The sequence below is a fragment of the Methylotetracoccus oryzae genome, from assembly GCF_006175985.1.
GTDB lineage: Bacteria > Pseudomonadota > Gammaproteobacteria > Methylococcales > Methylococcaceae > Methylotetracoccus > Methylotetracoccus oryzae.
In genome coordinates this window covers 1-17796 of the sequence record NZ_SRSH01000004.1, presented here as the reverse complement: position 1 = coordinate 17796, position 17796 = coordinate 1, and the positions used below count along the sequence as shown (strand labels likewise).

At 59.1% G+C, this 17796-nt stretch carries 18 protein-coding genes; 14 read left to right on the top strand and 4 right to left on the bottom strand.

The annotated features are described in order from the left end of the window. The 9 genes from BWR02_RS05390 to BWR02_RS05350 all read left to right on the top strand — a co-directional run bounded on the left by BWR02_RS05390 (position 1) and on the right by BWR02_RS05350 (position 7130). Positions 1-828 (top strand): ABC transporter ATP-binding protein, encoded by an 828-nt coding sequence (locus BWR02_RS05390; protein WP_328591505.1) that lies wholly within the window; start codon positions 1-3, stop codon positions 826-828. Next, complete coding sequence (locus BWR02_RS05385) at positions 825-1763, top strand: MlaD family protein (protein WP_201276173.1); 939 nt, start codon at positions 825-827, stop codon at positions 1761-1763. Before BWR02_RS05390 ends, BWR02_RS05385 begins: the two co-directional genes overlap by 4 nt. Continuing rightward, positions 1760-2407, top strand: coding sequence for an ABC-type transport auxiliary lipoprotein family protein (locus BWR02_RS05380; RefSeq protein ID WP_139556734.1), 648 nt, complete (start codon positions 1760-1762; stop codon positions 2405-2407). Before BWR02_RS05385 ends, BWR02_RS05380 begins: the two co-directional genes overlap by 4 nt. A 384-nt stretch (positions 2408-2791) precedes the next feature. Beyond that, positions 2792-3106: a BON domain-containing protein gene (locus tag BWR02_RS05375; RefSeq protein ID WP_139556733.1), complete on the top strand. Its 315-nt coding sequence runs from the start codon at positions 2792-2794 to the stop codon at positions 3104-3106. Between the two features lie 14 nt (positions 3107-3120). Beyond that, positions 3121-3351, top strand: coding sequence for an ElaB/YgaM/YqjD family protein (locus BWR02_RS05370; RefSeq protein ID WP_139556732.1), 231 nt, complete (start codon positions 3121-3123; stop codon positions 3349-3351). A 68-nt stretch (positions 3352-3419) separates the two neighbouring features. Then, positions 3420-3650, top strand: coding sequence for an ElaB/YgaM/YqjD family protein (locus tag BWR02_RS05365; RefSeq protein ID WP_139556731.1), 231 nt, complete (start codon positions 3420-3422; stop codon positions 3648-3650). Between the two features lie 59 nt (positions 3651-3709). Then, positions 3710-4105, top strand: a complete 396-nt coding sequence (locus tag BWR02_RS05360) for a phage holin family protein (protein WP_201276172.1) — start codon at positions 3710-3712, stop codon at positions 4103-4105. A 137-nt stretch (positions 4106-4242) separates the two neighbouring features. After that, positions 4243-4551: a hypothetical protein gene (locus BWR02_RS05355; protein ID WP_139556730.1), complete on the top strand. Its 309-nt coding sequence runs from the start codon at positions 4243-4245 to the stop codon at positions 4549-4551. A gap of 161 nt (positions 4552-4712) precedes the next feature. Next, positions 4713-7130, top strand: a complete 2418-nt coding sequence (locus tag BWR02_RS05350) for a phosphoketolase family protein (protein WP_139556729.1) — start codon at positions 4713-4715, stop codon at positions 7128-7130. Positions 7131-7383: 253 nt separating this feature from the next. Here BWR02_RS05350 and BWR02_RS05345 read toward each other — a convergent pair whose 3' ends face one another. Then, a complete protein-coding gene (locus tag BWR02_RS05345) occupies positions 7384-9264 on the bottom strand; it encodes a PQQ-dependent sugar dehydrogenase (protein ID WP_201276171.1) in 1881 nt (626 codons plus the stop codon). Positions 9265-9998: 734 nt separating this feature from the next. On the opposite strand from BWR02_RS05345, the gene BWR02_RS05340 reads away from it, so the two are divergent. Next, entirely contained in the window at positions 9999-12761 is a 2763-nt protein-coding gene (locus tag BWR02_RS05340; RefSeq protein WP_139556728.1) for a cation-translocating P-type ATPase, read from the top strand. Positions 12762-12956: 195 nt separating this feature from the next. Here the strand turns inward: BWR02_RS05340 and BWR02_RS05335 are convergent, their stop codons facing one another. After that, a complete protein-coding gene (locus tag BWR02_RS05335; RefSeq protein ID WP_139556727.1) occupies positions 12957-13367 on the bottom strand; it encodes a hypothetical protein in 411 nt (136 codons plus the stop codon). Positions 13368-13541: 174 nt separating this feature from the next. Beyond that, the gene (locus BWR02_RS05330) at positions 13542-13718 is read right to left on the bottom strand and encodes a CsbD family protein (RefSeq protein ID WP_139556726.1); all 177 of its coding nucleotides are present in this window, start codon (positions 13716-13718) and stop codon (positions 13542-13544) included. Between the two features lie 530 nt (positions 13719-14248). Here BWR02_RS05330 and BWR02_RS05325 point away from each other — a divergent pair. From BWR02_RS05325 to BWR02_RS05310, 4 genes are all read left to right on the top strand, one after another. Continuing rightward, the gene (locus BWR02_RS05325) at positions 14249-15415 is read left to right on the top strand and encodes a class I SAM-dependent methyltransferase (protein WP_139556725.1); all 1167 of its coding nucleotides are present in this window, start codon (positions 14249-14251) and stop codon (positions 15413-15415) included. A gap of 209 nt (positions 15416-15624) precedes the next feature. After that, positions 15625-16143 carry a PRC-barrel domain-containing protein gene (locus tag BWR02_RS05320; protein ID WP_139556724.1) on the top strand — a complete coding sequence of 173 codons (519 nt, stop codon included), beginning with the start codon at positions 15625-15627 and terminating at the stop codon, positions 16141-16143. A gap of 213 nt (positions 16144-16356) precedes the next feature. Then, positions 16357-16557: a CsbD family protein gene (locus BWR02_RS05315; protein WP_139556723.1), complete on the top strand. Its 201-nt coding sequence runs from the start codon at positions 16357-16359 to the stop codon at positions 16555-16557. A gap of 95 nt (positions 16558-16652) precedes the next feature. After that, positions 16653-16811, top strand: coding sequence for a DUF3309 family protein (locus BWR02_RS05310; protein WP_139556722.1), 159 nt, complete (start codon positions 16653-16655; stop codon positions 16809-16811). Positions 16812-16987: 176 nt separating this feature from the next. On the opposite strand, the gene BWR02_RS05305 is transcribed toward BWR02_RS05310, so the two are convergent. After that, a complete protein-coding gene (locus tag BWR02_RS05305; protein WP_201276170.1) occupies positions 16988-17278 on the bottom strand; it encodes a GlsB/YeaQ/YmgE family stress response membrane protein in 291 nt (96 codons plus the stop codon). Between the last annotated feature and the right edge of the window lie 518 nt (positions 17279-17796).

Here is a 17796-nt window from a genome sequence, read left to right as displayed (position 1 = left end):
GTGACGACCGCTGTGCAGACGACGGAGGTCGTCATTGAGGTCAGCAAGGTGTCTACGCGTTTCGGCAATCACACCGTCCACGCTGACCTCAGTCTCGACGTGCGTCGTGCCGAGATCTTTGCAGTGATCGGCGGCAGCGGCTCCGGCAAATCGACGTTGCTGCGCGAGATGATTCTGCTGCACACCCCGAACTCCGGCTCCATCCGGGTCCTCGGCCTCGATCTGGCCACCCTCGGGGATGCCGATGCGCTTGCGCTGCGTCAGCGCTGGGGCGTGATGTTCCAGCAGGGTGGTCTGTTCGGTTCGCTGACGGTGAAGGAAAACGTCGGCCTGCCACTGCGCGAACACACCGGTCTCGACGATACGCTGATCGATGACATCGCCGCGTGGAAGCTCGCAATGACCGGACTGGAGCCCGAGGTCGGCGCCCAGTATCCCGCCGAACTCAGTGGTGGCATGTTGAAGCGTGCCGCCCTGGCCCGCGCGCTGTCACTCGATCCGGAACTGCTGTTTCTCGACGAACCCACGGCCGGACTCGATCCGGACAGCGCCGGTGGCATCGACGATCTCGTGCTCAAGCTGCAGGATCTGTTCGGCCTGACCATCGTCATGATCACCCACGACCTCGACTTGCTGTGGCAGGTCGCCGATCGCGTCGCCGTCCTCGCCGGCGGCAAAGTGGTCGGTATCGGTTCGATGCCGGAGCTTGCAGAGAGGGACGATCCCGAGATAAGGCGCTTCTTCGACGGCCCCCGCGGCAGAGCGGCGCAGCAGAGCGGGAGACACACCGTCGGAGGACGGGGGAGGCCGGCATCGAAACCAAAGTGAACTACACCCTCGTCGGCGGCTTCGTGCTGGTCCTGGGTGCGGCGCTGATCGCGGGCGTGCTTTGGCTCGCATCGGGCGGGGCCTTTCAGAAGCACTACGACCTTTATCGCGCGGTGTCGGATGAATCGGTGGCCGGCCTCAACCTAAATGCGCCGGTCAAATACAACGGCGTCGACGTGGGCAAGGTGCGGGAGATACGCTTGGACGCGGGCAACCCGGAGCGGGTCAATCTGCTCTTTGCCATCGAACGCGGCACGCCGATCAAGGAGGACACGGTGGCGGTGCTCAACACCCAGGGCCTGACGGGCATAGCCTATGTCGAGCTCAGCGGTGGCGCGCGCGATGCGCCGTCGCTGCGTACGGCGCCGGGCAGCGACTATCCGGTGATCCGCACCAAGCCTTCGCTCAGCGCGCGACTGGAGAATGTGCTGACCACGGTGCTGGCGAAGCTGGACAGCACATCGGACAACATCAACGCGCTGCTCAGCGACGAGAACCGGGCTGCGCTGACCCGCACGCTTGCCGACATCGCTGCCGTGGCGCACACGATCGCCGCGCGCAAGGAGACGATCGATGCGGGAATCACCAGCGCGGCGCGCACTTTCGAAAATGCCGCGCGGGCAACCGCTCGTTCCGGGCCGGTGATCGAGCGTATCGACAGGAGTGCCCGCGCCGTCGAGAAAATGGGCAACGAGGTTGCCCGGGCCAGCGCCAGCGCCGGTGCTGTGGTCGAAGCTGTCGGTGCCGACGCCAGGCGCTTCACCGCGGAAACACTCCCCGAACTGGGACGCCTGCTGGGCGAACTCGGTGTCCTGGCGACCTCGCTGCGGCGCCTGACCGAGCAAACCGAGCGTAATCCGAGGGGTCTGTTGTTCGGTCGTACCCCGGTTCCGGAAGGTCCGGGTGAGTCAACAACCGGGAGGTCAAGGCCATGAAAAAACGCTCGATGGCGCGCTGCGGAAGGGGCTTGGTCATCGGTCTGGTGCTGCTGGCGGTCACCGCCTGCAGCTGGTTGTCTCCCGCGGCAACGCCGACTACGAGCTTTTATTCGCTCGACAGTGCGCGGGCTGCACCGCTGGCGGTGAGGGCACCGGCCACCGCACCGACCCTGACTGTCAATCCTCCACGCGCGGCGGCCGGCTTCGACAGTTCCCGGATCATCTACGTCCGAGAGCGCCACCAGCTGGAGTATTTCGCGCATAGCGAATGGGTGGACCCGCCGGCGCGGATGCTCGGGCCTTTGCTGGTTGCCGCCATCGAGCGCACCGGCGCGTTCCGTGCCGTCGTGCTGGCGCCCAGCGCTGCGGGTGGCGACCTGCGGCTCGATACCGAGATCATTGACTTGCAGCAGGAGTTCACCTCGCTGCGGAGTCGTGTCCGCTTCACGCTAAGAGCGTACCTGGTCGACGACAAGACGCGCCGTGTGCTGGCCGGGCGGCAATTCGATGCGGCTATTCCCGCTGCCAGCGACGACCCCTACGGCGGCGTGGTGGCAGCCAATCGGGCGGTGAAAAAGGTGCTGGCAAGCCTCGCGGCTTTTTGCGCCGAGACCGCGCGCGGTGTTCGGGCGGAGAACTGATCCGCGGGGCGGCGCCCGCATTCTAGTCGACTTGCCAACGATAGGGAGCCGCCATTATTGGTTCCCGATAATCTTGCTCCACGGCACAAGCGCCCGGCCCAAACAGGACGAAGCACCAGGCAAATTCAGGCTTTATCCAAGTGTCGTATCCGAAATTTGGAAACCGTAATGCCGCTGATGTGGAGGGAGCGATGTTTCGCTTTACACCAAACGGCAGGACAGGCGCGGAAAAGTTTACGTAATCCCCGGGGACAGTCTGTGCGCTACCGTACCGACTGCAACCCGGTAGATGGATATCGTTTCGTCAACGCGTTGCTGTGACGCGTCCTTATTTTCGGCTCAGACGAGCAGTGGCGCGGTGGCTAATGGGGGGTAATTCCGGCAATGAAGTCCCACATCAAATTTGGCTATAAAGTGCTTCTGGCTTCGATGATTTTAATGGCTAATGGGTGCGTACTTGTAAATGAAAATGACGGAACTGCGACTGATGTTGATGATCGCGTCGTCGCGGCCAGAATAAAGGAAGCGATTTCGACGGAGCCTGCCTTGAGGTACGCGAGGATCAATGTGGAAACGTCGAACGGCATCGTGCAACTCAGTGGCTTCGTCAATTCCGATGCGAATATCGCCAGCGCCGTTGTAGTAGCGCGCGGTGTCGATGGTGTTAGGTCGGTGAAGAAAGACATGTTACTTAAATAGACTCGGAGAATACGATGGGAACCACGGAAAAAGTGTCAAAGTTCGCTCACGAGGCGGGCGACAAGATTGCCGATGCGGCAGATCACGCGGCTGAAGTAATCGGCGAAAAGGGAAAGCAGATAAAGAGCGCCGAACAACGGCTGATGAAGCAGTGTCGCGGTTATGTTTGCGGCCACCCGGTCGCCTCCATTGGGATCGCCGGTGCGGCTGGGTTTCTGCTCGGTTGGATGTTGAGTCGTCGCTGAAAGCACATCCTTTTGTTGTGACTGTGAATACGCTGATCGCCTAGTCAAAGAGTAGAGAGGAAGACGTCATGGAGACTATCGATAATGTATCGATTGCTGCCCACGAGGCTGTCGACAAGATAGCGAGTGCTACCAATCGAGCCGCCGAGGTGATCGGTGAAAAGGGTGATCAGCTCAAGAACGCTGAGCAGCAACTGATGGAAAACTGTCGCGGGTATGTCCGTGAAAACCCGCTAACCTCGCTCGGTATCGCGGCAGCGGCAGGGTTTCTGCTGAGCCGCCTACTGAGCAGCCGCTAGCAGGGCTGGTCTTGATAGCCCCAGACTCAGAAGGACCACAGACTTCCGGGCAGGCTGCGATGAGCGGCGGTCCGGTCAGCGAATCCCGAGTGCTCGAAGACATCCAGTCCCTTTGGGATGAGCTTCGTGCACTGGCTCACGATCGCTTCTTGTTGGCCGCGCTGGAAACGCAGCGCGCGGGCAAGAGTCTAGTGGGAATGATGGTTGCCGGCATCATGCTGGCCGTCATGCTTAGTAGCGCGTGGCTGGGACTCATGGCTGCGGCGGTCATGGCACTGGTCGGCGCGGGTCTGGCTTGGAGTGAAGCCCTGCTGCTGGCAGTCGCGATGAATCTGCTGTTCGCGCTGATTCTCTGGGGAGTGATTAGGCGCAACAGCCGCCACCTGCAATTCCCGGCGACCCTTCGCAGTCTTCGGCCTGTGCCCGACGCTTCCCGGAATCCGGAGCCATCGTGATGGTGGCCTGGACGTTCGCCCGAAACCCTCCCGGATCTCTGACCGGCCGCATCGCGGCCGCGGAGCGACAGCTTGCGAGTCGCCGCCGGGGGCTGGATGCTCGCGCCGCCGAGCTGATACGGAAGATACACCAGCGGATGACATCGCCCACCAGCTTGCTGCTGGCAGGTGGAATCGGGTTCCTCACCGGAGAACTGACCCGGCCGCGGCCCTCCGCATCGGTCGCTACCGCCGATGGTCCCGGCGTCGCCCCGAAAACACCGCTGAAGTCGGCTATCAGCCTGATTGCCTCGGCGCATACCTTGTATACCGCGCTGCCGGTGGCCTGGCTGATGAAGGCCGCTCGACGCTCCCCGCGCTCGGGTCGGCCGCCCGAAGCGCAATGCTCCCCGGATGCGGCCGCTGCTGATCACGCTGCCGAACCTGGGGAAAACGGTTCCCAATGACCGCGTTCGACATACTTGCTTTCAGCCGGCATGGGTGATCTGCGGGCGTGAGCGCCACCGCCTACCCGGTCCTTGATCTGATGGAACTGGTGGTGGAATGAGTCGTGGCCGGAAACTCGTTACGCCGCGTATCCCCATCCGAAAGGAATAGTGACCCGCTCATGAACACACCGAACACTGATGCCACACGGCAGACCCTGTCCCCCGATCTCCTGAGCAAGATGAACGCTTATTGGCGGGCAGCCAACTATCTGTCGGTCGGGCAGATCTACCTGTACGACAATCCGCTGCTCAAGATGCCTTTGACGCTGGAGCACGTGAAACCGAGATTGCTCGGCCATTGGGGGACGACGCCGGGGCTGAACTTCATCTACGTCCACCTGAATCGGGTCATCAAGCAATATGATCTGGACATGATCTACGTGACGGGTCCGGGACATGGCGGACCCGGGATCGTCGCCAACACCTACCTGGAGGGCACTTACAGCGAGCTGTATCCCAAGATCTCACGGGATGAAGCAGGTCTGAAGCGACTATTCACCCAGTTCTCCTTTCCGGGCGGCATTCCCAGTCATGTGGCTCCCGAGACACCAGGGTCGATCAACGAGGGTGGGGAGCTTGGTTATTCGCTGGCCCATGCCTACGGCGCGGCCTTCGATAACCCCGAACTGCTGGTCGCCTGTGTGATCGGCGACGGCGAGGCTGAAACAGGCGCATTGGCCACCAGTTGGCACTCCAACAAATTCCTCAACCCCGTTCACGACGGCGCCGTGCTGCCCATTCTGCATTTGAACGGCTACAAGATTGCCGGTCCGACCGTGCTCGCGCGAATTCCCCGCGACGAACTGGAATCGCTGTTCCGTGGCTACGCTTATGCGCCGCATTTCGTCGAGGGTGACGACCCGGAGACCATGCACCAGCTGATGGCGGCCACACTCGATACGGTGATCGCGGAGATTAAGGCCATCCAGCGAAAGGCCCGCAGTGACGGTTTCCGCGAGCGCCCCCGGTGGCCAATGATCGTGCTGCGCTCGCGGAAGGGCTGGACCGGGCCAGAGCTAGTCGACGACAAACCGGTCGAAGGAACGTTTCGCGCACACCAGGTGCCGGTTGCCGAACTCGCGAAGAAGCCTGAGCATCTGAAAATTCTTGAATCCTGGATGAAGAGCTACCGTCCGGAGGAGCTATTCGACGAGCATGGCGCGCTCCTGCCGGAACTCGCCGAGCTGGCGCCCACAGGCGACCGGCGCATGGGGGCGAACCCGCATGCCAATGGCGGTGCGCTGCTCCGTGACTTGGTGATGCCGGATTTCCGCCACTACGCTGTCGAGGTTACAGAGCCCGGAGCCGTGACGGCCGAGGCGACCCGAGTACAGGGCCGCTTCATTCGTGATGTGCTCGCTGGTAATGCCGATGCACGCAATTTCCGTGTATTCAGCCCGGACGAAACCGCGTCGAATCGCTGGGATGCGGTGTTCGAAGTCACTGACCGCTGTTCGACTGCGGACATTACCTTGGCTGATGAACACGTTGCGCCCGACGGCCGGGTCATGGAGATGTTGAGCGAGCACCAATGCGAGGGTTGGCTGGAAGGCTATCTGCTCACCGGCCGGCACGGCTTCTTCTCATGCTATGAAGCCTTCATCCATATCATCGATTCGATGTTCAATCAGCATGCGAAGTGGCTGAAGATGTCGCGGGCCATTCCGTGGCGACGACCGATTGCCTCGCTGAACTACCTGTTGTCCTCCCATGTTTGGCGCCAGGACCACAACGGCTTCAGCCACCAGGATCCGGGTTTCATTGACCACGTGGTGAACAAGAAGGCGGATGTCATCCGGGTCTATCTCCCTCCGGATGCGAACACGTTGCTCTCGGTGACGGACCACTGCCTGCGCAGCCGCAACTACGTCAATGTGATCGTCGCGGGCAAACAGCCGGAAGCGCAATGGCTGAACATCGAGGCCGCCGTCAGGCACTGCACGGCCGGGCTAGGCATCTGGGAGTGGGCCAGCAACGACGAGGGCAGCGACCCGGACGTCGTGATGGCCTGCTGCGGCGACGTGCCTACGCTGGAGACGCTGGCTGCAGTCAAGATCCTGCGGGAGCACTTTCCCGAACTCAAGATCCGCGTCGTGAACATCGTCAATCTGATGACCTTGCAACCGCAGAGCGAGCATCCGCACGGCCTCTCCGACCCCGACTTCGACGTTCTTTTCACTCGGGACAAGCCGACCCTCTTTGCGTTCCACGGATATCCCTGGCTGATTCATCGCTTGACGTACCGCCGAACCAATCACGACCAGTGGCATGTGCGAGGGTACAAGGAGAACGGAACGACGACCACGCCCTTCGACATGGTGGTGCTGAACGATCTCGACCGTTTCCATCTGGCTATCGACGTCATCGATCGGGTGCCGAGCCTGGGCTCACGCGGTGCGTACACGAAGCAGTTGCTCCGTGACAAACTCCTCGATCACACCGCTTATATCGAGCGATACGGTGAAGACATGCCGGAAGTTCGAGATTGGCGGTGGGATGGGGGTGTCGTTTCGGAAGGGCAAGTCGCAGAAGGCTGACCGAAGGGTGTCCGTGTGCCGCCAGGGACGGATGCCAGGCATAAAACGTGGGAGTTCGTGGGCGGCCATGGCGCCTCGGCTTTTCGACCGAGCGCCTGGCTTGCCCAATTTGCGCCGCACCTGCATCGTAACGGCTGTATAGCCAATGCCATTCAAGGTCTCGCCTTTCGCCCTCTAGGCAAGCGCCTGGACAAGGGCCCAACAACGGCGCGTGTTTAGGCGTCCGCGCTGGAAGAGACCGAAAGACCGCAGCCTAGTTCTGGACATAGACCATGATCCTGTGGGCGCCCACGAATCCTCGTTCATCAACAACCCTCATGCTCAACCTGTGCCACCCGTTCGTCAATCCGGTAGTGTCCCAGAGATTGTGGTCGCCGCCCAAGTGGTAGTGGTTGGTGTTATTGATGTCCGTGAACTGCAGTACGCCATCGATAAAGAATCGGCTCGAAAGAACAAGGTGGCCTTCGCTGAATGCGTTGCCAAAAAATTCGGCCTTCGTGCCCGACACGACATCCGCATTCCGCGGCATGGCGATCAGAGCCCTAGGTGCCCTGGCAGGTTTGTCGTCATCGATGGCATTCACCCAAAGCCTGGTTGATGCCAGGCCAGGCGCGAGAAATCGGAACGTGGCGCTTTCGTCGAAGAGATTGATGTCCTGGCTTGGAGATACCCTGAACGTCTGTGAAATATTCCAGTTCTTAGGTGTGAATGTGAAGGATGAGGGGGGCCCTATGATGGTGCCGGGTGTCCGTGTTCCGGTGACGTTGACCACGACATTGGTCGCAGGCGCCTTTGCCAACGTGATGGAGGTGACGGCACTTTGGCCTTCAATGACCTCGGCCTGACTGGATGACAGTAGGATCGCTTGCGCGGTCGTTCCGGTATATCGAATGCTTACCACCCTGCCGGTGCCGCGATCAAGATAGTTAAGTGAACCATCTGGCCCGACATCGAGATCGGTAGGGAGGGTGAGCCCATTATCAAACTCAGTCGAGAATTTCGGGTCGGCTGGATCAAGATAGCGTATCCATCCCGAGCAGTAGTCAGAAAAGAAGTATTTGCCCAAATACGGATGTGGGAATTTCTGGTTGGCTGGATTATAAAATGCTCCTCCCGTTATGGCACAGCCGGTGGGCGTTCCGCGCAGATGTTGATACGTAAAGATAGGGGATGAGAAGTTGTGATTCGAGGATGGCCCCTCACTTATTGGCCATCCATAGTTCCTTCCGGACCCGCCGCGATTGATCTCTTCAAATGAATTTTCGCCCACGTCATTTATCATGATCTCCCCGGTCAGTGGCTGAACTGCGAACGTAAACGGATTACGTAGGCCCAGTGCCCAGATTGCGCGATTCTCTCCCGTTGTTCTGCCGGCTACCCCGGGGAACGACTGTGGGTTGTTTTCAGGGATAGAGCCGTCTGAATTTATTCGCAACATCTTTCCCAGTCTGTTGGACAATGATTGGGCGTTGGCTGCTTGGCCATTTTCGCCTACAGCGATGTAGAGTTTTCCGTCGAGCCCAAAGTGCATGGCCCCTCCGTTGTGAATGGTCCTCGTAGTTAAAGGGTCCAGATCGAGAGTGACCCTTTCGCTTCCCGGAATTACCCTGCTGCCATTGGCTGTAACTCGTGTAACACGATTATGCGCGGGAGTCGATTTGACCGTATGATAAAGATAGACGTAGTGGTTGATTTCGAAAGAAGGATCAAGTGCCAGACCCAAGAGTCCACGCTCACCGGTATCGTCGACGGAAAGAGTGGCAAAAGGGTTTGGTAGTAGGGTATCTGATTTTACTACCCGTACTCTGCCCGCCTGTTCGGTGATGAATAGGCGCCCGTCCGGTGCGGACGAAATAGAAGTGGGTCGGTCGAGTCCGGTTGCGATCGTGCGTTCCGAAAAGCCGGGCGGAATAGCGACCGCCATAATGGGGGTGAGGCAAATCGTCAGGTATGCGGCCTTCGCTGTCACCTGCTTACTAGTCGGTCTACGTTCTGGCATGGAGACATTCATGGTTTTGGTTCTGTTCAGTGTGAGTATGTCGTCCTGGCTTCTCTGGCGTTGCAGGCGAGTTGAACCCTGCTCTTGGTAACGCGTTGTTTCTCGGAAGCGTAGCCTGCTTTCACTCAGGCTCATGTGTATCGAGTGTCGGCCCAGTCGCCCTATCGGCGGTCCCATGTGTCCTGTGGACCATGTCTTTCACCAGAGTAAGATTGGTCTGATTCCCTAGGCGATCGTTATGGGGTCGTCGCCGTCGTGGAGCCTCGCTTCCAATGCAAGGGTAATAGCCTGCGCTGAATGACACCCAGAGTCGGTACGGAAGCGCACATGGTTTTGCATTCGAGGGTTTGTGTTGCCGGAATTATCTCGTGGCGAACGGTTGGCGCGTTCAGTGGTTAAGTGGTTGGGCGTGACCACGTCCAAGGGCGGTGGTGGGGTGGGTAAGTGACCAGAGGGACATGAGCTATGCGCTGCGGGCGTCGTCGGGCCGGTTGGCAATGAACCCATCCATGTATCCAAGTTCATGAACCTGGCTTCCGGCATTACCTCTTGGACCGCTCTTGATGTTGGTATGGGTTGCAGCGTCAACAGAACTCTCCGGCAGGCCCCACAAGAGGCGGGTGACATGTCGGGTATCGGACGAGTGCGCCGGTTTTGTCGGACCCATAGTGACGGCGGTTCGGTGTGTCTTGAAGAGAGCCGGATCGGGCGGCGGCGGAAATCGGAGCTGTCGGTCTGGGAGGGGTTGAGCTAAGTCACGCGATGTCAGGGAGGCATTCTGGTAAGGTGAGGGCGACGCTTTAGTGGGTTAGGCGAGTCGTCTTGCCCTCGCCTCTAGCGCGCGCGGTTGGGCTCCATGGAGAGCAGTCATGTCTCGCAAGTCGATCCGCCGGTCTTTGAACCAGCATCCGCTGCCGCTCCGGCCCGCGGCGTTCGGTCTTTCGTCCTTGCATACGGCCCAGATCGCCGGTCTGCTCGCTGCTCAAGCCCTCAACAGCCTCAACAGCGCGCCCGACGGGTTGAGTGAAGCGGAAGCCAGGCGTCGCCAGAGTGAATTCGGTCTCAATCGGCTCGAGGAAGTTCGAGGCACTCCGCTATGGATGCGTTTCGCTCGGGAATTCACGCACTTCTTTGCCCTCATCCTGTGGGTTGCCGCGGCACTGGCCTTTTGGGCCGAACGGCTGGGGCCGGGCCAGGGAATGCGACAACTGGGCATCGCCATCGTTGGCGTCATCCTGATCAACGGGGTGTTCTCGTTCTGGCAGGAGTACCGGGCCGAGCGGGCTCTGGACGCATTGCGTCGGTTGTTGCCGCAACGGATCAAGGGCTTGCGAGATGGTCAAGTGCAGGAATTGGGCGTGGAGTCCCTCGTTCCGGGTGACGTTATCCTGCTCGAGGAGGGCGACAAGGTGCCGGCCGACTGCCGGTTGATCGAGGCGTTCGGGATAAGGGTGAACGCCGCGACGATCACGGGAGAGTCGCTCCCGAAAGCGCGCAACGCCGAACCCGATCAGAACGATACGCCGCTCACGGCCAGGAACCTGGTACTCGCCGGGACCAGCGTCGTTTCCGGCCAGGCGCGTGGCGTCGTGTTCGCGACCGGCATGCATACTGAGTTCGGCAAGATCGCCCACCTGACCCAGAACACCGAGGAAGTGTCCTCGCCCCTGCAACGGGAAATAGCCCGCCTGTCGCGCATCATTGCCGCGATGGCAGGCGGCCTGGGCGTGGCCTTCTTCCTGATCGGCCAGACGATCGGCCTGCCGTTTTGGGACAACTTCATGTTCGCTATCGGGATCATCGTCGCAAATGTGCCGGAGGGGTTGCTGCCCACGGTCACGCTATCGCTGGCCATGGCAACCCAGCGTATGGCCAAGCGGAACGCGCTGGTGCGGCATCTGCCGGCCGTCGAAACGCTGGGCTCGACGACGGTGATCTGCTCCGACAAGACGGGTACGCTGACCCAGAACCATATGGCGGTGAAATGCCTTTTTGCCGACGACCGTTTCCAGGCACCGGAGGTGGGCAGCGCGACCGAGCCTCCGGTCGAAAGCCTTGTCTGGCTGCTGCGCACCGCTGCGGTCTGCCACAACGTGCATCGGGTAGTCCGGAACGGCACGACGGAATTGCTCGGCGATCCGATGGAAGTCGCGTTGGTGGAATACGCGCAGCGCCTTGGCATGAGCCCGGACGCTGACCGACGAATTGACGAGTTGCCGTTCGACAGTGACCGCAAGCGCATGTCTGTCGCCTGCGATGAAGGTGCGACACGCATGTTGTATTGCAAGGGCGCGTTGGAATCGCTGTTGACCGTTTGCGATCGCGTGCAGTGCGACGGACTGGAGCGGCCTCTCGATGCGAGCCGGCGCGCGCGCCTGTTGGCCGCTCAGAACGAAATGGCCACCTCGGGCTTGCGCGTACTTGCCTTTGCCTACCGACAGCTGGGCTCGGACGAGGAACCTCGAGAGGAGCGCTTGACACTGTGCGGACTGGTAGGTCTGGAGGACCCGCCCCGACCGGAAGTTGCGCCGGCGATCGAGCATTGCCGGTCCGCTGGCATCAAGGTCATCATGGTTACCGGCGATCATCCCGTGACGGCCTTGGCGATCGCCCGTGAAATCGGCCTGGTGCGTGGTGATGCGCCGGTCGTGCTGCGCGGCGACGCCCTGCCGAAGATGACGAAGGCTGAGTTGCAGTTGGCGCTGGATGCGCCGGAGATCCTGTTCGCTCGCGTAACCGCCGAACAGAAGATGCTGATCGTGCAGGCCTTGCAGCGCAAGGGGGAAATCGTCGCCGTCACCGGCGACGGCGTGAACGATGCGCCGGCCCTGAAGGCGGCCGATATCGGTATCGCCATGGGCATCACGGGCACCGACGTGGCTAAGGAAGCGGCCGACATGATCCTGCTCGACGACAACTTCGCCAGCATCATCGGCGCGGTGGAAGAGGGACGGGCAGTGTTCGAGAATCTCCGCAAGTTCCTGACCTACATTCTGACCTCGAACATCCCCGAGTTGGTGCCCTACCTCGCCTTCGTGCTGTTCAAAATCCCGCTGCCCCTCACGGTGATCCAGATCCTCGCCGTGGATCTCGGGACGGACATGCTGCCGGCGCTGGCCCTTGGGGCCGAAGCGCCCCACTCCGGCCTGATGCGGGAGCCACCTCGGGCGCGCACCGAGCGATTGCTGCACTGGCCACTGCTGCTGCGGGCTTATCTATGGTTGGGCATGATGGAAGCTGCTGTGTCATTGGCCGCCTTTTTTCATGTGCTGCACGGGGCGGGCTGGCGTTATGGGGAAGTGCTGGAACGGCAGGATCCCCTTTACTTGCAGGCGACCGCGGCCTGTCTCGCAGCCATCGTGCTGACCCAGGTCATCAATGTGTTCCTGTGCCGCCATCCAAGCCAGTCCGGTTTTCGTTTCGGTCTGCTGACCAATCCGCTGCTACTGTCGGGCATCGCTCTGGAACTCGGGCTGATACTGCTGATCGTCTACACCGAGTGGGGGAATGCCCTGTTTGGCACGGCACCCTTACCCGCCGCATGGTGGGCCTGGGTCACTCCTTTCGTGGTGACGATGGGGCTGGCCGAGGAAGGGCGCAAGTGGCTCGTCCGCAGGCTAACGTCTGAGTGACCCACGGGTATGGCCCTGGAACGGTATCTTGACAAACGGGGATGACGCGGGCGTGTGGGACTGTTTCCGGCGCACGGTCCGCCGCGACGACCAACACCGTGCCGTCGGCCGACTCCCGGGCAACCGAAAGCGCGAGGCATGCTGAAGGGAGGGCGCATCTCCCGCTCCGGTTTATCTGCAACTGATCCCTCGAAGCTAACGAGCGACAAATTTTCTTGAGCTTTCTTGGGTCTTCAGGACGTCCAGCAGCAGTACTTCGACCCGACGAGTGGCCGCTTCGCACTCCGGCACCGCTCGCGGCAACAGACGCATCGTTTCAAAGCTAACGTCTTCCGAGACAGATTCCGCCGCCACGACCTCATTCAGGGGTTCGCAGGCTTCATCCATTATGGCCTCCGCCTCACTGACTGCGGAGCCGTCAGGACTACTTTCTTCAAGCTCAGCAGAGACGTTGATCAGGTTATTCATCACACTGTTGTGATAACGGAAGACACGCTCAAACTGTGTCGCGAATTGCTCTTTGGTCATTGTCACGTCGCCTTTCTCCAAGGTTCTGGTGCGGATCGACGTGCAGCCGAAGACGATCGCGGCGCCGATTGCCAGCACGGCTCCTTTTCGCCTCCACCCGTGGAATGGCTTATGCATGGAGGACCATGGCCATGGCGAGGCATGAAACACCCGTGTAGGTTCCCCTAGTGACAGGCTCGTTGTTGTCTTGCGCATGGCCGATGTTCCATGGCTGATTTGGCGTTGTAGATTCCCGGCCCAGAGGTCTACAGGTTAGTTGCCCTTTTTGATGTCTTCCTTGATATCGCCTACCCCGGCCCGAACCTTGCCCACATTCTTCTGAATTTTCCCTTCTATCTCCATGCCTTCATCATCCAATACTTTACCGGTGACTTCCTTCACTTTGCCCTTCGCCTCTTCGATTCGTCCTTTTACCTGATCTTTGTTCATGACAATCTCCTAATCGTTATTCCGCTACTCACCACACATGGAGAAGTTAATCCATGGTGCGATTCACAGCCTACTCAGCAAACTGAATGCGGTCGGTACGCTAGCACACATAGGTCGAGGGCCAGCTTTGCACGGGGCTAACAGCTCGTTCCGGCAACTCATCGGGAACTGAACTGAACTGAGCTCAGCGCAGGTGTTTGCCTACGAGCTAGGCTCGGATGATGGTGCGGTCTGGGTATCGCCAGGAAAGGAGCACCCTTTGCGTCGATCCGCCGATCATGCGTTGGCCGCTCGCTCACGCTGACGTCAGCCAGTCGTTAAGCCGCGAAGACTCCCGGTTCCCGCGGTGTCCGCAGACCCGCCCTTGATACACGTGCGGTGCTATGTGCGATAACGAACAGACCGCGCCTAATCCTTTGTTTAGGATTTCATTGCCCCGTTTCGAAGGCGCTCGTCAACTGACGTCCAGTTGTTGCAGCAGCGAAGAATCGGGCTAAGCGAATCCGCGCGTAGCGGGCGAGGCACAAACGATGGCGCAATCAAGCGACTTACCGACCATCTCTGGTTTCGACGGTCTGTTTCGGAGAATTCAGCAGCAGGTTCAAGGAAAGATTCGGGCGCCCGTAGAGTTCACGATACCCGGGGAGCGCACTTACCGCCTGGGTAAGGGCGAGCCAAAGGTCAAGGTTGTGGTCAACGATCCAGCAGCCTTGGGCGCTCTCCGGAATCTCGACGAATTGAAGATCTGCGAAGCCTACGTGAACGGAAGCCTGGAAATTGCTGGCGATATGTTGAGCTTCGTCAGCCTTCGACGAGCCTTGCGCAACAGCCATCCGTTGTATTCGCTGTGGAGCCGCCTTACCCCGTGGCTAATCGGGCGTCTCACTAGCGACCGGTTGGCGATCGCGACCCATTACGACTTCCCCTGCGAGTTTTATCTCCGCTTCCTAGGCCCGACGCGTTGTTACTCCCAAGCGCTCTTTGAGCGGGATGACGAGGCACTCGAAACAGCGCAGCAGCGCAAACTGGACTTCGCCATCGATGCCTGCCATCTGAAGCCGGGTGATCATGTCCTCGATGTCGGTGGTGGCTGGGGAAGTTTCGTGGAACACGCGGGTCAGCGGGGCATTCGGGTCACGGCGCTAACCATCTCGCGCCAGTCAGAGCAGTTCCTGACGGACCTTATTGCAAGGCGGAACTTACCCTGTAGAGTCCGGAATGAGGATTTTCTGGAGCACACTGCATCGGAGCCCTACGATGCGATCGTCATACTTGGTGTGATGGAGCATCTCCCCGACTACCCAGCCGTACTGAGGCAACTCCAGCGTTTGCTGAAACCTGGCGGACACGTCTATCTCGATGCAAGTGCTTCCCAGCACAAGTATGCCAAACCCGCATTCATCTCACGCTATGTGTTTCCTGCGGATCATGCTTACCTATGCCTTCATGACTTTTTAACCTCGATGGCAAAAACACCACTTGAGCTTCTGGCGGTACACAATGACCGTCACAGCTACTTTTTGACATGCAAGGCCTGGAGCGAAAATCTCGAGGCCGCCCGTAGTGAAATCACGTGCCGCTGGGGCCAAGCGCTTTACCGTTGCTTCCGGCTCTATCTATGGGGCTCCGCCTATGCCTTCCGCAGCCACAGTTTGGAGGCTTTTCGGGTAGTTATCAGGAGCCCCGGTGATATATGAGTCAACGACACTGGAAACTCTAGAGTCGGTCGCGGCGCACATCTGACGATTTTTGCGATAGTTACTCGAGTAACCTACTGGCGGCAGCGGAAGGCGGACTGACTGCTGTGGACAAACAGGAGCGGGCAGGTGATGAGGCGGTGATCGGGTCCGTTTCAATGCTCAGTGACATCATGGAACCGGGTTGAAGCACAGTTTCGGAGAAATTTATGAAAAAAATCGCATCCCTGATCGCTATCTCGATATTGAGTTCGGTGTCGATTGGCGGTTCATTGGCAGCCGATGTTCAGAAGAAAAAACAAGAGACATTAGAAGCGCAGACAAAGTTAAAGGACGCGCGCCAGAAAGAATCCGAGGACCGAGCCCATAAGGCGAATGAGTCCATGCAGCAGGTAAGCCGAGCGAGTCGGATTATTGGTACGGATATTAAAAACTCAAAAGGCGAGAATCTGGGCGATATTAAGGAGTTGGTTCTCGATCCTGAAAGTGGTCGAGTGGTGTACGCGGTCGTGTCATTTGGTGGCGTTCTGGGTATTGGGGATAAGCTCTTTGCCGTGCCATGGAGGGTGCTGAAATGGGTAAAGAACAAGGAGTATTATCTTCTCAATGTAGAAAAGTCGACCCTGAAGAAAGCGCCAGGCTTTGATAAGAAGCACTGGCCGGAAAGTTCAAGTCAGTGGGATCATCAACGCGAAGTATTGGATCAGTTTTACCGCGTGGAGCCCTAGTTGAGTCGGTAAGGAGTTATGATCTTTTTGGTGAATGCGAGAATAAGCTGAAGGCGGATCGGTCGTATTTGACGACTTTTTTGAGGCTGATCGACATGGTCAATCAGTGGCCGCCTATTACCGGTGCCGCTGATCATTCGATGCCATGGGGCTGAGGGGCGCAGGAGAGCGATACTCCCTTTTTTTTTAATAGGAATCTATAGGGGAAAAGTCATGAGCTGGAACGTAATAGAAGGTAATTGGAAGCAACTCAAAGGGAAAGTCAAGGAGGCATGGGGTGAGTTGACGGATGATGAAATCGACCAGATTGCTGGGAAAAGAGATATCCTCCTCGGCAAGATCCAGGAAAAATATGGAATCGCGCAAAATGAAGCGGACAAACGGATCAGGGACTTCGAAAACACCTTGGATTGATCCCTGCGTGCAGTCATCAGTGAGCACTGGCTGAGTGCGCGGATGCCGCTCGGAAAGCGGGCGGCATCTTCTTCACCAATTTGGAGGGATTGGATATGTCTCTTGGCACGTTATTAATCCTGGTGCTGGTCCTGATGCTCTTGGGAGTGATACCGACCTGGCCACATAGTCGTGGGTGGGGTTACGCACCTAGCGGAGCGATCGGGGTTCTTCTCCTTATCGTTCTGGTCTTGTTGTTGATGGGGCGAATTTAGGCGTAAGCAGGGTAATCAACAGGAGGAAAGTGCGTCTACGCCAGAAGAGCATAATCGTACGCGAGAAGCCTGATCCCTGGGTTTCATCTCGATTGGTGCAGGTAGCTTGTGCCTAGCGAGTAACACGAAGGGCGCGTGCTTCCCGACGTCGTCGGTCTACGTTGGCAACGCCGCGACTAGGCCTTTCTGATAAGGCGCAAGAGCAGCAAGAACACTACCGCACCCACTGTTGCGACAATCAAACTGCCAAGTCTGCCACCGCCGGAGGACAAGCCCAGAACATCGAACAGAACACCACCCAGCACCGCGCCACATACCCCGACAAGGACGTCGCCGACAATGCCGAAGCCACCACCCCTCACCAATTGCCCGGCCATCCAACCGGCGGCGAGACCGATCAGCACGTACCATATAGCCTGCATAGAACCTCCGGCTTCACAAATGTAAAGATAGACCCGCGAATACATCGAGAGTCGGTCTCAGTCAGCCCTAGGATATGTAGGGCCGGTTTTCGGAACGCGATTGGGGGTACGACCCCAGGGGGTTAAGCCGCTAAGGTGTTAAGGCAAGATCCGCGGCATTCAGGACGAGTAATCCCCTACGAGCGAAATATGCTCTGTACCCGTTCAACACCGTTTTATCAGTGAGAAGGCGGCGGGCACCCGGCTGCTCAGTTGCCTAGTCGGAACTAGGGACAGCGGACAGGTGCGCATGCAAAACGCAGCAACACACGCCGCGGAAATCCCCGCTTTAGCTTCCGGCGGCGGCCGGCAAGTCCGAGGCGCGCCGACTACGGATTATGCCGCAGATCGGGCGGTTGATGGCATCGCTAGCGACACGGAGGGGCGTCGGCGCCAGCTAGGGAGCCTCTGAACAAATGCGGCTGGTAAGCTATCGCCAACAGAGCACGTGAACGCGGTGACCGGATGAAACAGACGACCTTCGCCTCGCTGGCCTATGACCAGAAGAAGAAGCAGACCCGACG